Source organism: Beijerinckiaceae bacterium (assembly GCA_004564215.1).
GTDB lineage: Bacteria > Pseudomonadota > Alphaproteobacteria > Rhizobiales > Beijerinckiaceae > Methylocapsa.
This window is the reverse complement of the sequence record CP024846.1, coordinates 1,767,287-1,784,669: the sequence shown is the minus strand read 5'-3', so window position 1 is coordinate 1,784,669 and position 17,383 is coordinate 1,767,287. Positions and strand designations below refer to the sequence as shown.

10 protein-coding genes, 1 tRNA gene and 1 other RNA gene are annotated in these 17,383 nt (G+C 60.2%); 9 read left to right on the top strand and 3 right to left on the bottom strand.

What is annotated here, in order from left to right:
* Positions 1-50: 50 nt before the first annotated feature.
* Positions 51-5,252 (top strand): hypothetical protein, encoded by a 5,202-nt coding sequence (locus CU048_08445; protein ID QBR71307.1) that lies wholly within the window; start codon positions 51-53, stop codon positions 5,250-5,252.
* A gap of 214 nt (positions 5,253-5,466) precedes the next feature.
* Here the strand turns inward: CU048_08445 and rnpB are convergent.
* An RNA gene (gene rnpB / locus CU048_08440) (RNase P RNA component class A) lies at positions 5,467-5,864 on the bottom strand.
* Between the two features lie 180 nt (positions 5,865-6,044).
* On the opposite strand from rnpB, the gene CU048_08435 reads away from it, so the two are divergent.
* The 4 genes from CU048_08435 to CU048_08420 all read left to right on the top strand — a co-directional run bounded on the left by CU048_08435 (position 6,045) and on the right by CU048_08420 (position 8,890).
* Positions 6,045-6,383: a hypothetical protein gene (locus CU048_08435; protein QBR72773.1), complete on the top strand. Its 339-nt coding sequence runs from the start codon at positions 6,045-6,047 to the stop codon at positions 6,381-6,383.
* A 23-nt stretch (positions 6,384-6,406) separates the two neighbouring features.
* Positions 6,407-7,132: an N-acetylmuramoyl-L-alanine amidase gene (locus CU048_08430; GenBank protein QBR71306.1), complete on the top strand. Its 726-nt coding sequence runs from the start codon at positions 6,407-6,409 to the stop codon at positions 7,130-7,132.
* 222 nt (positions 7,133-7,354) lie between these two features.
* On the top strand, positions 7,355-8,365 hold the full coding sequence (locus CU048_08425; protein QBR71305.1) for a methyltransferase: 1,011 nt from the start codon (positions 7,355-7,357) through the stop codon (positions 8,363-8,365).
* A 6-nt stretch (positions 8,366-8,371) separates the two neighbouring features.
* Positions 8,372-8,890: a hypothetical protein gene (locus tag CU048_08420; protein ID QBR71304.1), complete on the top strand. Its 519-nt coding sequence runs from the start codon at positions 8,372-8,374 to the stop codon at positions 8,888-8,890.
* 269 nt (positions 8,891-9,159) lie between these two features.
* Here CU048_08420 and CU048_08415 read toward each other — a convergent pair whose 3' ends face one another.
* Both CU048_08415 and CU048_08410 read right to left on the bottom strand, forming a co-directional pair.
* The gene (locus CU048_08415; protein QBR71303.1) at positions 9,160-10,386 is read right to left on the bottom strand and encodes an efflux RND transporter periplasmic adaptor subunit; all 1,227 of its coding nucleotides are present in this window, start codon (positions 10,384-10,386) and stop codon (positions 9,160-9,162) included.
* On the bottom strand, positions 10,383-13,568 hold the full coding sequence (locus CU048_08410) for an RND transporter (protein ID QBR71302.1): 3,186 nt from the start codon (positions 13,566-13,568) through the stop codon (positions 10,383-10,385). The genes CU048_08415 and CU048_08410 overlap by 4 nt, the downstream gene beginning before the upstream one ends.
* A gap of 84 nt (positions 13,569-13,652) precedes the next feature.
* Here CU048_08410 and CU048_08405 point away from each other — a divergent pair, with 84 nt between their 5' ends.
* The 4 genes from CU048_08405 to CU048_08390 all read left to right on the top strand — a co-directional run bounded on the left by CU048_08405 (position 13,653) and on the right by CU048_08390 (position 17,237).
* Positions 13,653-14,375, top strand: coding sequence for a TetR/AcrR family transcriptional regulator (locus tag CU048_08405; GenBank protein QBR71301.1), 723 nt, complete (start codon positions 13,653-13,655; stop codon positions 14,373-14,375).
* A 153-nt stretch (positions 14,376-14,528) separates the two neighbouring features.
* A tRNA-Ser gene (locus CU048_08400) sits at positions 14,529-14,618 on the top strand.
* 28 nt (positions 14,619-14,646) lie between these two features.
* Positions 14,647-14,919, top strand: a complete 273-nt coding sequence (locus tag CU048_08395; GenBank protein QBR71300.1) for a hypothetical protein — start codon at positions 14,647-14,649, stop codon at positions 14,917-14,919.
* 95 nt (positions 14,920-15,014) lie between these two features.
* Positions 15,015-17,237 (top strand): CRISPR-associated endonuclease Cas3'', encoded by a 2,223-nt coding sequence (locus CU048_08390; protein ID QBR71299.1) that lies wholly within the window; start codon positions 15,015-15,017, stop codon positions 17,235-17,237.
* Positions 17,238-17,383 lie beyond the last annotated feature (146 nt).

Below are 17,383 nucleotides of genomic sequence, written 5' to 3'. Positions count from 1 at the left end.
GGCGGGGAGCCCTGGCCCCTCGCGCTAGATAGAGTTTGTAAGGGGTATCCATGGCGAGTTCCAAACAGGCTCAAGACCCTGCGGCTGCGGCGCTTTTAGCCATCGAAGAGGCGCTCAACCTTCGCGCCGGCGATCTCGGCGCCGAACCGGCAGAGCCCGCACCGAGCAAGGACAAAACAAAAGATCGATTGTCCGGCGACCGCGGATCCAATGCGGCGCGGCGAGACGCTTCAAAGCGCGCGAGCGAGCCGGGGCGCTCGCGTGAACCCGCACGCCCGCAGCCGCCAGAGGCGCTCGGCAATGATGAGGATCGCTTATTCGATCAGACGCGGGCGATGCTCGCCGCCAACGATCCGCGCACCGTCGAGCGCGCCGCGGCGGCCACCGCATCTGTGCGCCCGGCCAATGATGACCGCCAGTCCGCCGGCGAAGTTCTGCGCGCGTTCCAAAGCCGGTCGAGCGGCGTTCCGACGGCGCTCGTCGTCGCCTGTTCGGGCCTTTGGGTCATTCTGGTTCTTGGCTACCTCGTTGCCAATCGTTCGGTCATCTTCGCGCTGCCCGCCGGCTCCTTGTTGCCGGAAGCCGCGCTCTACCTCATGACCATTGTCGGCCCGATCATTTTCGTCCTGGTGACCGTCACCTTGGTGCGGCGCGTTCAGGAAATGCGCTTGGCGGCCCGGTCCATGACGGAAGTCGCGCTGCGGCTGGCGGAGCCTGAAACCATCGCCACCGAACAGATGGTTACGCTGTCGCAGGCCATTCGGCGCGAAGTCGCCTCAATGGGCGACGGCATTGAACGGGCTCTGGCAAGAGCGAGCGAACTCGAAACGCTCGTGCGGTCGGAAGTTTCCAATCTGGAGCGGTCCTATGCGGATAATGAGCGCCGCGTTCGGTCCCTGATCGACGAAATAGCGTCGGAGCGGGAATCCATTCTCACCAATGCGGATCGGGTGCGGGGGGCGATCGCGCTTGCGCATGACAATCTCTCCCGGGATCTCGATCGTGCCTCCACCCGTTTTGAAGAGAGTGTCGGGGAAGCCGCCGGCCGCGTCACCGCCTCGCTCAGTTCCAAGGGAGACGAGATCAAAACCGCGCTGGGGCAAGGCCGCGATGACCTCGCCGCGCAATTGTCCTCTCAAAGCAATGATCTCGTTAAGCGCCTGACGCAGACCGGCCAGGAAGCGGCCGCCAGTCTCGCGGGCGCCAGCAATGGCATCGCGCAAATTCTTTCTGACCGGGTGGCGGAAATCGATCAGCGCTTGTCGAATGCCAGGGAAACGCTGGTCCTCGACCTCGAAAGCCGGGGTGACGCCCTTGCGCAACGCATCGACGTGACTGGTACAAGAATCGCCGAGACGATTTTCGCGCGCGGCGACAATCTTGCGATTCGCCTGGCCGAAACCAGCGATCGCCTCCACGATGTTGTCGCGGTGCAAGGCAACAGCCTGCAGGAAAGCCTTACCGAAATGGGCGGCCGCATCGCCGGCCTGATCCAGGATCGCACCACTGAGGCGCGGGAGTCCCTGGAAGATTCAAGCCGCAATCTGGCGACCATTTTTGACGAGCGTCAGGCCAGACTTCACGCCCAGTTCGAGCGGCATGGCGAGGAGCTCCAGCAACGCTTCGCCGCGACCGCCGACACGACGGCCGCTACGCTCACCAGCCATACCGAATCGTTGCACGAGCGAGTCGCCACCGCGGTCGGAGATACGCTCGCCGCCTTGAGCAATCATACCGAGCAGCTGCACGAGCAACTGACCCATACAGGGCAAGATACGGTCGCTGCCCTGACCAGCCACACCGGCGCCCTAAATGAACGGCTCGCCGCGACGCTCGATGAAACCTTCGCGGCTTTGACGGATCATTCCGAACGGCTGAGCGAACGTCTGGAATCGACCGCAGGGCAAACGCTTCGGGCCTTTTCGAGCCAAACCGAGGCGCTTCACGAAAGGCTTTCCACGACAAGTGTCGACACGCTTGGCGCGCTGTCCAACCATTGGCAGGAAATGGGCGAACGCCTGGAGGCGACCGCGCAGCAATCCGTCGAGGTGTTCACCGGCCGCACCGAGGCGCTCCATGCTCATCTCAATGCGACCGTCGGCGAAACCCTGGATGCATTGTCGAGCCATTCCGAGGCGATGAGCGAGCGGCTTGGGACGACCGCGCTAAATTCGGTGACGGAGTTTACTAGCCATGTCGAAGCGCTCCACGAGCGCTTGAATTCAACCGTTGGCGAAACCCTCGGTGCTTTGTCGAGCCATTCGGAGACTATGAGCGAGCGGCTTGAAAAAACCGCGGAGCGTTCGGTGGAGGTCTTTACCGGCCACGCCGAGGCGCTGCATGAACGCCTTGCCACCGCGCTCGACGAGACGCTCGGCGCCCTGACGATCCATTCCGATGAAATGAGCGAGCGGCTCGCGGAGGCGGCAACCGGCGCGGTGACCGCGTTTGCGGATCACACCAGCGCTCTGCGCGAGAATTTCGAAGTCACCGCGCAGCAAGCGATCGCTTCGATTGGTTATCAATCTAACGATCTCAACGATCGGTTCGTGCAAACCGCGCAAGAGGCCATCAACGCGATCACCACCCATAGCGACCGGGTGAATGAAGCCCTCGCTGGCCGGCTGCTGATGTTCGAAGAGACCGTCATCGAGCAGGGCGGGACCATCGCAAGTAACCTCGTGGATCATGCTGGACGGTTTACCGCGACTTTGGCCGACCGGCTGGGCTCGATTGAGAACACGCTGACCGTGCATGGTGGCGAGCTCAATGACAAGCTCGGCATGCGCGCGCAGGAAGCGGCTGCGACCTTGGAAGCGCATATCGAAGCGTTCGAATCCCGCACCGCCGCCAAGGCGGAGGAGATCGGCCAAACACTCAACACGCTGATCTCGCGCGTCGACGAAGGCCTCGATTCACGCGCGAAAATGCTCAGCGAGACATTGACGGGCAGAGCCCTCGAAATCGCCAGGGCCTTGGGCGAAGGCGGCGACGGGATCATTCGGTCGCTCGACGAAAAGGCCGAGGAAATCAGCGTCACTTTGGCGGCTCGCTCCACCGAGATTGCCGAGGTGTTCACCGCCAAGGCCGACGAGGTCAATGCCGCGCTCGGGGGCCGGGCGGAGGCGATCGCCGACACGCTGGATGGCCGGGTGTCCGAATTCGAGGATCGCGTGGTCGGCCGGCTGGCCACGGTGTCCGGCGAGCTCGACGCGCGGGGCAGGGCCATTGCGGACACCTTGGCCGCCAGGACCAAGGAGATCGACGAAACGCTCGGTCTGCATACCGGCAACATCAACTCCGCGCTCGACCGAGAAACCGGCCACCTCGGGCAAATGCTCTCGGGACGTGCCGAGGAAATCAGGGACACGATTTCACAGGCTGTCGAGGATCTCGACAGGACACTGGCGGGACGCGCCGGCGAGATCGGCGAAAACCTCGTCGAACGCGTGAACGAAATCAGCGTGACGCTAGCGAACCGGCTTGCCGATCTCGATGGTGCGCTCGGCCAGCGGGGTCAGGCCTTGCAGGCGGCCCTGGCGGCACGTTCCGGAGATCTTCGTGAGCTGTTCGAAACACGCGGCGGCCAACTGATCGAAACTCTCTCCTCGCGCGGCAACGAGATCGCGCAGGAAATGACCAACCTCGGCGAGATCGTCACCCAAACGATCGAGGGCCGCGGCAACGCCATCGCTCAGCATCTTGCGCAAAAGCAAACCGAACTCACCGAGGCGATAGAGCAATCCTCGGAACAGCTGCGCAGCGTGATCGAAGACAGCGCCTCGACCTCGATCGGCGCGCTTGTCGATACCAATGAAAAATTGCGGACCGGCATGAGCGAAGTGATCGATCGCCTGGTCAATACAAGCACCGCGCTGCAAGCGGCGATCGGATCCTCGGGGGCAGATTTCGCGGCTGCGGAACATTCGCTGAGCGATCGCATGGACGATTTCCGCTCGGTGCTGGATCATGTCGTGGCCGAGATCAACCAATTCAATCAGGCCACGCGGGCGACCATCGACGACGCCGGCAGTCTTGCCGAAACGATCGTGCTGCACCGGGAGAGCCTTGCGGGTTCCGCAGGCGAACTCTCGCGTTCGCAGGGTGAGCTCGATGAAATGCTGACCGCCCGCCGTGACTCGCTCGAATCTCTCATCACCAATATCACGGAGCGGCGCGAAGAATTCGAAGGCATGATGACGTCCTTCGCGGGGCGGCTTGAGGACTCCTTCGAGAAAGCCGCGACGCAAGCCCGCGACATCAACGCATTCCTCAGCGAAACTTCGCAGGCCACGGGTGGCATGGTCGATCGTCAATTTGCGGATATTCGGGCCAACATCGCGCAGGAACGCGAACAGACCGCAGCCGCGTTGCGCGCGGCCTGCGAACAGGTCAATGCCGAAGTCGATGGCATTTTCGGCCAAACCACCGAGCGCTTCCAAGCCGCGGCGGCGGAACTCCGGAATATGTCGCGCGACATCCACAAGGAACTCGAAGCGACCCGCGAGGCATTGCGCCGGGGCGCCACCGACTTGCCGCAGGAGACCGCGCAACAGGCCGCGCTGATGCGGCGTGCCGTGGCGGACCAGATCAAGGCACTCGAAGAATTGAGCGACATCGTAACCCGCTCGGGGCGCGGCTTGGATGTCTCGCAACCGGCGCCGCTCGCTTCTGAACGCGCTGGTTCCCAGACAGCATCCCGCCGAGCGGAGCCTGCCCATGTGGCCGAAGCGCCGCGTACGCCAGAGCCACAGCGGCCCGAGCCGCAAAAGCCGCGCCCCGCGGCCCGGCCCCCGGCGGCTGGGGCCAAGCCACCCGAACGCGGCAATGGTTGGATCTCAGATCTCCTTGCCCGCGCCGACAGCGAGGAGCCCGTTCCCGCTCCGAAGGCGGTTGCTAAAGCAACGCAAGCCGCCCAACCGCTCGATGCCTTCTCTCTCGATGTTGCGCGCCTGATCGATCATGCCGCGGTGTCGGACGCCTGGGAGCGCCATCGTCGTGGGGAAGCCAATGCCTTCTCACGGCGGATCTATGTCGGTCGCGGGGCGCAAACCTTCGATGAAGTTCGCCGGCGCTATCGCCTCGATCCGGAGTTTCACGCGACCATCGACCGTTACATTCAAGAATTCGAACGGCTGCTGGCAGAACTCGGCGGCGATACCGGCGGAGAAGCCGTCACTAAGACTTATCTCCTGTCGGAGACGGGCAAGGTCTACACCATGCTTGCGCATGCGGCTGGCCGGCTGCGCTAGATCACGATGATTTTGGATTGATTCAATCCAAAATCATGAGCGTGATCGATTCCAAAAATTTAGAGCGGGATGAGGAAAACCGGGTTCCACTTTTCCTCATCCCGCCCTAGTCCCGCGCGGTCAGTTGAGGATCACAACAAAACCAGAGTCATCCCCCGAAAGCGGAAGGCTCTGGTTTTTGTTCGCAAGCTTGGCTTGCTTGCCATGCCGCTAAGGCGCCAGCCGGCCTGTAAGCCGGGTTTTGTATGGCCCGCGAGTGATCGCGCGCGTGGTGGCCATTCCTCTAGGACGACCGTTGCCGGCCGCCTCGAGCAACCAACCCGGGCAACGATCCAGAGACGGATCTAAGGATTTTCTCAGGCGAGAAACGCCTTGTGTTGCCCCTATTCGGTTTTGCTCCCGGTGGGGCTTGCCATGCCGCTCATGTTGCCATGCGCGCGGTGCGCTCTTACCGCACCATTTCACCCTTGCCGCGAGGTTTGAACCTCTTGGCGGTTTGTTTTCTGTGGCGCTTTCCCTAGGGTTTCCCCCGCCGGACGTTATCCGGCACCGTGTCTCCATGGAGCCCGGACTTTCCTCCGCTTTGTAAGCGGCGGCCACCCGGCCGACTGGCGCGTCCCACTTAGGCGCGCTATCTCGGATTCGTCAATTGTCTATTTGGAAAGGCCTGCGTGCTACAAATGCCGCGCCGGGCTGAATCAACAACAGGGACGCGATTTTTCGTCTTGACCCGGAGCATTGACTGGAGTGTCTGGACAGACCGTGGCACGCGCACGAATGTTAGGATGTGGCATGCAGAAGATTCTTCCATTGACGATCCTCCTCACCTCGTCGATCGCTCTCACAGGCTGCGGCTACACCCCGGAACAGCGCGGCGTGAGCGGTGCTGCTCTTGGTGGCGCGACCGGGGCTGCGATCGGAGCGGCCACCGGAGGTGGCGTAGGTGCGGCCCTCGCGGGCGGCGCGCTTGGCGCGGCGACGGGTGCTATAGTCGGCGCGACAACGGCGCCTCCGCCTCCACCCCCGCCGCCTGGCTATTACCGGCGTCCGCCGCCACCACCGCCGCGTTGCGCGCAGATCGGCTATGATGCTTATGGCAATCAGGTATGCACGGCGTATTACGGCTATTGAAACCTGACAGCACTCTTCCCGTGATGATCCACCCCTCGCCCAACCATGGTGTTCGCAAGGGAGGCAGGACTCCGGACTCAATACTCCTGCATTACACCGGCCTTCCAACCGCGGAGGCCGCGTTGCAGCAGCTTTGCAATCCGGTGACGGAAGTCTCGTCCCATTATCTCGTGTGGGAAGATGGACGCCTCACGCAACTCGTGGAAGAGAGCCGTCGCGCCTGGCATGCCGGCCGCGGGGTTTGGCACGGCGAGCACGATATGAACGATGTGTCGATCGGGATTGAAATCGCCAATCCGGGCCATCGCGGCGGGTCGCCGAGCTATCCTTCGGCGCAGATCAAGGCCGTCATCGCGCTCTGCCAGGATATTATCGCCCGCTGGCGCATCGCGCCCCACCGTGTGCTGGCCCATTCGGACGTATCGCCGGATCGCAAGATCGACCCCGGCGAGCATTTTCCTTGGGGGCAATTGGCCAAGGCAGGGATTGGCCATTTTGTGGCGCCTTGCGCGATCGAAGAGGGTCCGCGTCTGCAACGCGATGCCGATGGCCCCGAGGTGGAAGCGTTGCAAAACTTGCTCGCGACCTATGGATACGGGCTCGATATCAACGGCCTTTACGACGCCAAGACCGAGGCGGCCGTGACCGCTTTTCAGCGCCATTTTCGGCCGGTTCTCGTCGATGGGATTGCGGATCAATCGACCATTGCGACGCTGCGCAAACTGATTGCCACGGCACCCAAAAGATAGCTGCGCGTCCCTGGAAACCGATCCATTAAATCACAGCTGCTCTACCCCCCGTCTTTGCGCCAGCCCACACCCCAAGCCTCTCACGAGCTCAGCTGTCGCCTCACTCTTGCCATAGTAAAATAACCACCTGCCAAACATGTTGCCGCTTGGCTGACTGCACCAAGCAGATGCCCAAAATCAGCAAATTTCGGCGGAGCGGCGTGGTCGTCCAGGGGGAATGTCGTGAGCGAAGCCGTTACACCGGCCAATATTTTCAAACTCGGATTGGGATTCTGGGCAGCCAAGGCGCTGTTGAGCGCCGTCGAGCTAGGGGTTTTCACCGAGCTCGCCAACGGCCCGGCGGATTTGCCGACTTTGACTCGCCGGCTTGGCTTGCACGATCGCGCCGCCCGCGATTTCCTCGACACTCTAGTCGCTCTCAAGCTGCTTGATCGGAAGGAGGGGCGGTACGGCAACACTGCGGAGACCGACCTTTTCCTCGACAAGGGAAAGCCAAGCTACGCCGGCGGCCTTTTGGAAATGGCCAATGCGCGGCTCTACGGCTCTTGGGGTCATTTGACCGATGCTTTGAAAACCGGTCAGAATCAGAGCGAGGGCAAAAATACGAGCGATTTTTTTGCCGCGCTCTATGCCGATCCTGAGCGGCTGCGTTCCTTTCTAACGGCCATGAGTGGCGTGAGCGTTGGTGCGGCCAAGGCAATCGCCGCCAAATTCCCTTGGAAGAACTATAAGAGCTTCGTCGATGTCGGGACTGCGCAAGGCATGGTGGCGGCGACGTTGGCCCGCGCGCATCCGCATCTCACCGGAGCCGGCTACGATCTGCCCGAGGTCAAACCGGTTTTTTCGGAATTCATTGCAAAGCAGAATATTTCCGACCGCGTGAAATTTCTGGCGGGGAATTTCTTCACAGACCCGCTGCCGGCCGCCGATGTCCTCATCATGGGCCATATTCTGCACGATTGGGATTTGGAGCAGAAGCGTCTGCTGCTTGCCAAGGCTTATGCCGCGCTCCCTAAGGGCGGGGCACTCATTGTTTATGAAGCGCTGATTGACGATGATCGGCGCGAAAATGCTTTCGGCCTCCTGATGAGCCTGAACATGCTTATCGAGACCGCCGGCGGCTTCGACTTTACCGGGGCCGACTGTCAGGCTTGGATGCGCGAGGTGGGGTTCTCGCAGACGAGCGTGGAAAATCTCGATGAACCAGATTCGATGGTCATCGCGATCAAATAAGGCTGGATGCGCCTATTCGGGGAGGCGGATATGTGGAAACAGGCACTGCCCACGTTGGCGGGCGTTGTACTCATTGCCATTGCTGTCGTCGCTGCGGTGGGGCGTATCGACCTGCATGCTGCCGAAACATTGTTAGCGTTATGCGGCGCGACCCTCGTCGCGGCTCCCTTCATTTTTAGAGTCGCGAGGGAAGAGAGCGGGGCAGAGCTCGAGCACAAGATCAACGCAACGACGTGCGGCCTTTTCGATGTCCTCGATCACCACGAGAAGGCGGTCAAAGCCATCAATGGCTGCTTGACCAAAGTGAACTGCAGCCTCAATGAACTCCAAGCTTCGCAGCGGGCCCTGGTCGGAGAAATCGTGAGGAGCAAGGAGCTGCAAATCACAGAAGACAACATCAGCATTTTTACCGTCTCCAGCCCGAAGACCGAAGAGATCAGCCAGGCACTCGCCACCAATGACGTCCTGCTCGAAACAGCATCGGATATCCGCAAAAAGCTCACTGAAAAGGTCGGCGGATTCTGATTGGCGCCTGTTGCGTCGCCGACCCATGGTCAGCCTCCGAAAAAACCGGGATTGGACTTGATCCGCCGATCGTACCAATATGTTTCACGCGGTGCGAAGGGCGGACTTTAAGGATCCAAGGACAACCCATGTTCAGAAGCATCAAAAACTACATTTTGGAAAATCCAAATGTCCTGCAGATTGCCAGCACGCTCATCATCGGCGTTGTCGCTTATGCGATCTGGACCTTCACATCCAAAACGCCGCCGGCATCGAAAAATTGAGCTGCCCTAAGGGACTTTCACGCTCGCGCCGTTGATCAAATTTACCGGGGGGCTAAGAATGACTTGGTCGCCTGGCACGAGCCCGGCCCGCACCTCGACGTCAGCCCCATTGTCCGCTTCCAGATCGATCTTGCGAAGCTGTACCTTGCCATCCACGACCACCGCCGCGCTGAGACCTTCCTTGTTGAAAATCACCGCCTGCGAGGGCAAGCGAACGACCGGGCTTGAACGGCGGATTTGAAGATGGACGATGCAATAAAGTCCGGCGGTCAGCTCGCCGGCCTTGTTGTCCACGTCGACCTCGGTCAGTAGGGTGCGGGTGTTCGCCGCAAGCGCCTGCGCGTTGCGGGCAACCTTGCCGTCGAAGGTCCGGTTCAATAGCTCCGGAACCGTGACCGTCGCGTGATCGCCGTCCTTGATGCCGAAGTAATCCGTCTGCGGCACAAAGACCTGGACCCGTAACACGTCGGTACGTGCAATGGAGAACATCGATGTTCCGCTTGCCGCGTCGGCGGTCACGAGGCTGCCGACATCAATGAACCGGCCGGTGATCACGCCATTGAAGGGAGCTGTGATCTGTTCGAAGGCGGTCAGTTGCGCCAGCCGGTTCACGACGGCCTGCTGGGCGACCACATTGGCTTTGGCTACTGAAACCGCCGCATCGCGGGCGGTGGCGGTCAGCCGGTCCTGGTCGCCTTGCTGCGCACTTGACCAGCCTTGGGCCAGGAGGCGCGCGGTGCGCTGATTTGTGACGCGGGCCAGATCCGAATTCGCCTGCGCCAATTGGACCGCGGCCTCAAGCTGCACGATTTGTGCTTTCGCCTCGGCGAACTGCTGATCGAGGTCAGGTGCCGCGATCACGGCGAGCACATCGCCCTTGCGGACCTTGCTGCCAATATCGACGTTGCGGATACCGACATAGCCCGTCGCGCGGGCCTGAAGCGTCGCGCTATCAAAAGCCGCCATGCTGCCTGGCAGCTCCAGGATGCGGGGTTGCGATTCCGTCTGCACTATCATGGTCCGCACGGACGGGATGACAGTCTTTTGGGCTTCCAGAATCGCGTTGGCGTCCGCGCCGCGCTTGAATTCGTTCCAGATTCCATACCCAACCAGCGCGGCAAGGATAAGAAGCGCAAAAACCGCAATCACGCGGGCCAGGCGGCGCCGCTGCTTTTCGTCCGGCTTCGGCTTTTGATAATCGCGCAATAGACGGTCGTCGGGCTGGTAATTCATGGCAATGATCCTTGAGGGGAAAGCCTCCCGCGGACCTCGGTCACCGGGCCCGTAAACCGGCCGATCACCGAATAAAGGAAGGGCACAAACAACAGTGTGGTTATAGTGCCGACGGCGACGCCGCCGATGACGGCGCGGGCGAGAACCGCATTTTGCTCGCCCCCAGGACTTCCAATCGCCATGGGAATCATGCCCACGATCATCGCGGCGGCGGTCATCAACACCGGGCGAAGCCTTGTGATGCCGGCGGACAATGCCGCCTGGAACTCACTCAGTCCCTCTTGACGCTGTTCGCGGGCGAAGGTGACAAGCAGAATCGAGTTCGCCGAGGCAACGCCGATGGCCATGATCGCGCCCATGACCGAAGGGACGCTGAGCGTCGTTCCGGTCACGAACAGCAACAGCAAAATTCCGACGCCCGCGCCCGGTAAAGCGAGGATGACGGCAAGCGGGTCGAGGAAGCTCTGATAATTCACCACCATCAGCATATAGACAAAGACAGCGGCAAACATCAGCCCGAGGCTAAGATCGCTGAATGCCGCCTGCATGCTGCCGATCTGACCTCTGATCACGATATGATTGCCGGGCTTGAGCTGCGGCTGGAGCTCATCGACGATCTTTTGAATCGCCACGGCCGCGGTCCCCAAATCCTTGTTCTGGACGCTTGCATAGACGTCATAGACCGCCTGAATGTTGGACTGGTTGTAAACGGATTGGACGGAGACGCGCTTCGCCGTGGCGATATTGCCGAGGAGGCCCGGAATAGGAGTTCCGTTGACGTCGGTGCCGCTCGCCAGCAGAGTGTTGTCGAGCTGGTTCTTGTTGGTGATCTTATATTCGGGGGTTTGAACGGCCATGAAATAGGGGATGCCGTTTTTGGGGTCGGTCCAAAAATTCGGCGCGACCTGCTCCGAGGAAGACAGGCTGATGTTGAGATTGTTGGCGACGTTTTGCATGTTCAGCCCGAGTTCCTGGGCTCGGGTGCGGTCGATGGTGTAATATAATTCCGGTGCGTTCAGCTCTTGCTGAATATGCACGTCCACCAGGCCGGCAATATTCGCCATTCTCCTTTGGAGCTGCGCGGCAATCTCCTTGTTTTTTTCTCGGTCGCCCCCTTGCACTTGCACATCGACCTGCGTCGGAACGCCGAAGTTCAAAACCTGCGTGACGAGATCGGCCGGCTGGAAATAGAAGAGCACATCGGGAAAGGCCGTCGCGAGTTTCGCGCGAAGATTGGCAACGATCGCGGCCGTTGGATCATGGTCGTCGGAGAGCTCGATTTGGATCACGCCGTCGTTCACACCGATTGCGCTTCCATCGGTAAAGGCGAGATTATAGGTCCGTGCGGGCAACCCAATGTTATCGAGGATCATGCGGAGACTCTTCTGCGGGATCTCGGTGCGGATCTTGTCCTCGACGGCCTGGAAGATTTGCTCCGTGCGCTCGATCCGGGTGCGGGCAGGGACCCGCACATGAAGCTGAATGAGGCCAGCGTCAACGCTTGGAAAAAAGTCGGTCCCGGCAAAACTGAATAGAAAACCGCCGCCGATGATGATCAGCGTCGCGATGGCCGGGGTCAGAAAGCGCCGCCGCAAAATACCGGCCAGCAGCCAGCCATAAAAGTTGCGGAAGCGATCGAACCGCGCATTGAATCCGGCGTGGAAGCGGCCGAGCCAACCTGGATCGGTGCCCTGTTGCTCATGTTCCTTGCGCAACAGCAGCCCGATCATGATCGGGGTCAGCGTTCGCGAAATGACATAAGATGCCAGCATGGCGAAAACCACGGCTTCCGCCAGCGGCGTGAACAGATAGCGCGCGGCTCCCTGCAAGAAGAAGACGGAGACGAACACGCAGCAAATCGCCAGCGTCGAAATCAATGTCGGGATCGCGATCCCCGCGGCGCCTTGCAAGACCGCTTCGTCGAAGGGCGTTCCTTCCTCTAGCAGGCGGTGGGTGTTCTCGATCGTGACGGTGCTGTCGTCGACCAAAATGCCGACGGCCAGCGCCAAGCCGCCAAGCGTCATGGTGTTGATCGTCTGCCCAAGCGGGGAAAGTACCGCGATGGATGTCAGGATCGATAGCGGAATGGCCACCATCACGACCAGCATGGACCGCCATGAGCCAAGAAAGATCAACATCATGAGCGCCGTCAATCCAGCCGCGATGGCGCCCTCGTGCAAAACCCCTTCGATGGCATTCTGCACGAACACCGACTGATCGAACAGCATATCTATCTTCATGCCGGGCGGCGCGGCTTTTTGAATTTCCGGCAACGCCGCCTTCACCTTGTTGACCACATCAAGGGTTGAAGCATTGCCGTTTTTGATGATGGTCAAAAGCACGGAATGTTTGGAGTTGGCGCGCACGATGTTCTGCTGGACCGCCCAGCCGTCCCTGACATGAGCGACGTCCGACAGGTAAACCGTCGTACCGCCGACTTGTTTGATCGGAACCCGGTTCAAGGCGGCGATTGAGGGCGAGACATTGTTGACGCGCACGATGAATTGGGTGTCTCCCATCTTCGCGTCGCCCGAAGGCAGGGTCAGGCTCTGCGCATTCACCGCCGCGACAATATCGCTTGGCGTGATGCCCCGCGCCGCGAGCGCCGTGGGATCGAGGTCCACCATGATCTGCCGATATTTGCCGCCATAAGGCGTGGGCAGGGTAATGCCAGCGATCGGCGCCAGCGCCTGGCGCATCTGATAGATGCCGTAATCGTAAAGCTGCTGCTCGTTGAGCTGGTCCGAACTCAGGCTGAGTTGGAGAACCGGCACGGATGACGCATTATATTGAACAATCACCGGCGGCTGAATGCCGGTCGGCATCAGGGCGCGAATCGCATTGGACGCCGAGACGATCTGGCTGATCGCGAGGTCGATATTCACATTGGGCTGGAAAAAGATCTTTTCCACCGCGACGCCGGAGAGCGTCTGGCTTTCGATATTGCGGATGTCGCTCACGTTGGAGCTGATCGAATATTCGCTGTAGGTGGTAACCCGTTGTTCCATCTCTTCGGGTGTCAGTCCGGTGTATTGCCAAATCACCGTGACGACCGGAATATTGATGTTGGGGAAAATATCCTTCGGCGTGGCGAGGATCGCACTGCCGCCGAGAAACATCATCATCAGGGCCAGCACATAAAATGTGTGGCGATAACGAAGCGCAAACGCGACAATGCCCATGAGACCTCTCCAAAAGGAGATCCTTGACGTACTGTATCGTACAGTACATATCAAGGCAAGGGTCCCCAACTCACCAGGTTGTGAATGAGAACAAGCCCCGAAGACCTAAATTGCGCCGCGCCGCCATCCGGCAAGCGACTGACCGCCCGGCGGGAAGCCTTTATCACGGCGGCCCGGGAGGTTTTTCATGAGAAAGGCTATGCCGACGCCACTTTGGATGATGTGATCACCCGGTCGGGGGGCTCACGTCAGACGCTTTATGCTCTTTTCGGCGGCAAGCAGGGCCTATTTGAAGCGATCGTCAGCGACAATTGCGAGACGATTTTTCGCGGCCTGACGCCGAAGCAATTGGCCTCTCGGGCGCCGGACGTTGTTTTGCGGGAGGTGGGCGTGCGTTATCTGCGCATTGTCGTGTCTCCGGAATGCCTCAGCCTCAACCGGCTGGTAATCGCCGAGGCGCCGCGGATCCCCGAGTTTGCGCAGCGCTTCTGGACGCTCGGTCCGGGCCGCAGCCGCGCCTTCCTGGTCGATTTCTTCGATCGGCAGGTCGAACGCGGGGTCTTGCGCCTGTCCGACACCAAGGCTGCGGCGGATCATTTTCTGGACATGGTGTCCGGGACCGCGCGCCTGCAATGCTTGATCGGCCTGCGTCAGCCGCCGACCCAGGTTGAGATCGAAGCGATCGTCGAGGTCGCGGTCAACCAGTTTCTGCATGGCTGCCTGCCAAAGCAAGCCGGCCAGTTAGTTGAGCCATTGGCGGCCCCGGAAGATGTCAAGTTGACGGTGACCGATCGGCGGACTATCTGACGCGGGCTGTATTTGCCGGAATCGACGCAGGGCCGCATTGTGCTGTCGGCGAGCGGTTGGTTGTCCACGGTTCACCTTGTTGCGACACTTCGCATGCTTGGGAACCGCGCGGACTTGCGGGAAACTTAGAATCCGCATGGCAGGCGAACGTGCGGAGGGGTGGCCGAGTGGTTGAAGGCGCACGCCTGGAAAGTGTGTATGCGGGAAACCGTATCGCGGGTTCGAATCCCGCTCCCTCCGCCAATTTTTTAGCACCAATTTGAAAAATAAGATGTCTGGCGCGCCAGCTGGCGCCATTTACTCCGAAGGTATAGCGCTTTCACGGGGAAGGGACGGGCGCCGGCGCGCGGACGGAAGGTGGGAACTGAAGCGCGTCAGGATCGCTCATTTCGAGGACCTCGATGGCAAGCCGCTTGGGGAGGCCGTGGGCGCTCTTCGAAACGTGACTGGCAGCCGGTGGGCGAGGAAACTGACCGCCACGGCGAAGAAAGAAAACGGTCTTGATCGTTGTCTTCGATGCAAAGGTCCTCGCATATTTGTTTGATAAGGAAGCCAAGCCGCCCGAAGATCCAGCGACCGGACAACCTAAACGTGACGTCTTCCCGGCGTCGTAAATTGCAAAGATCGTGAGGAGGGGGCATGTTTTTTGCGCATTCGCTCGGCGATCCGAACAAAACTTACTGGCAGCCGCTTGATGAGCATTTGCGCGCTGTTGGAGAACTGGCGGGCACCAAAGGCCACAAATTTGGCGCCTCAAATGCTGCGTCCCTTGCGGGCCTCTTGCATGATCTCGGCAAATACTCATCCGCTTTTCAAAAGCGCCTCGAAGGCGGCGACAAGGTCGACCACGCGACGGCGGGCGCCCAGGAAATTGTGAAGCTTACGCAAACGAACCAGGATCGCGTCGTGGCGCAAATTATCGCCCACGCGATTGCAGGCCATCATGCGGGCTTGCCTGATAGCATTGGCGAGCTGGACCAAAGACTGAAGAAAACGGTTGAAGCGCTCGATTCGGTTTGGCGCTCCGAGATCAAGCCCAATGCGACAGGCCTCTTTCCAACGGGTTTCAATTTGGGTGATAAGGACACATGCCCGTTTCGCCTCGCCTTCCTTGGAAGAATGCTGTTCTCCTGTCTCGTGGACGCTGACTTTCGCGACACCGAGAAGTTTTATTGCAAGGCTGAGGGACGCGTCGCCGATCGAGACTGGCCCGAGTTGCCGCGCGTCGTAGATGATCTAATCACGCGTTTCGATCATTACATGACCGCCAAGCGGGCAACTGCGGACGACACGCCGGTCAATCACCTGCGCGGCGAAATCCTCGCGCATGTGCGCGACCGCGCAGCATCCGATCGTGGCCTTTTCACCCTCACCGTGCCGACAGGGGGCGGCAAAACACTTTCTTCCCTTGCCTTCGCTCTTGAACACGCCAAGCGGCATGGTCTCGATCGGATCGTCTACGCCATTCCCTTCACCTCGATCATCGACCAGACGGCGTCGATTTTTCGCGACGTCCTCGGCGACGACGTTGTCCTTGAGCATCATTCGTCGATCGACGAGGAGAAACTCGGCAAGCGCGAGGCGCGCGACAAGCTACGGCTCGCCATGGAGGATTGGGCGGCGCCCATCGTGGTGACGACAAATATCCAGCTTTTCGAAAGTCTTCATTCGAACCGTCCATCGCGTTGCCGGCGGCTGCACAATCTCGCCCGTGCCGTGATCGTACTCGACGAGGCGCAAACGATCCCTTTGCCTCTTTTGCGTCCTTGTCTCGCAACGCTCGACGAGTTGGCGCGAAATTATGGGACGTCCATCGTGCTGTGCACCGCGACCCAACCCGCTGTCGCTGCCCCTGATTTCGAGGGTGGACTAACGCTTGGGGCGGATCGCGAACTCGCGCCTGATCCAGCGCGGCTGCACGAGCAATTGCGCCGTGTTTGTCTCGTACATCTCGGCGATCGAACCGACGAGGAGTTGCTTTCGGAATTCGCCAAGACGGCCCAAGGGCTCACAATCGTCAACAGCCGCGCTCATGCGCTGGCGTTGTTCAAAGCCGCGACGGCGGCGGGACTCGACGGCGTGGTCCATCTGACGACACGCCAATATGCCGCACACCGGCGTAAAATTCTCGCCGATGTGCGCGTCAGACTCGACAAAGAGAACCCCAAGCCCTGCCGCTTGATCGCGACTTCACTCGTGGAGGCCGGCGTCGATCTCGATTTTCCGCGCGTCTGGCGGGCCGAGGCCGGACTAGACCAGATCGCCCAAGCGGCGGGACGCTGCAATCGGGAAGGCGAGCGGCCGATCGACGACAGCATCGTTGGCGTGTTTCGCTCCGTCGAACACAGACCGCCGCGTGAAATTGCGTTGTTCGTAACGGACATGGCGCGGATGATGAGAAAGCACGGCGACCTGCTGTCACCGGACGCGATGCGGGATTATTTCGGCGAGGTCTATTGGAGGAAAGGCGACGCTCTCGACCGCGAGAAGATTTTGGGAGCCTATAAGATCAGCAGCGGAATGCCGAGTTTCGACTATCGCAAGGTCGCGGAAAATTTCCGCATGATCGAGAGCGGGCTGGCGCCTGTCATCATCGTGCGTGACGAGGCCCCGCGCCAGGCGATCGCCGCCCTTCGCGCCGGGAAAATGCCGCCAGGCGCCGCAAGCCGCCAATTACAGTCTTACATTGTCCAGGTTCCCCCCAAGGCGCGCGCCTTGCTGTTGGCGAATGGGCATGTCCGCTTCGTGGAGGGTTTTGGTGACCAGTTCGCGGAGCTGATGACTGGAAGCCTCTACAACGAGGAGACTGGATTGCTGTGGGAGGATGCTGACTATCTGGGGTTGGAATCATTTATTTTTTAGGAATCGGAAGAGTGTGATATTTAATGGTAATTAATAGCTATTGAATATTATTTATTAATAAGTTACATTTCTGCTCGGTCGCCAATTAGGCCGACTCGTCAATTTTGGCGCATCTTTAATGGATAGGGCGGTTCGCTTCCCGGTCG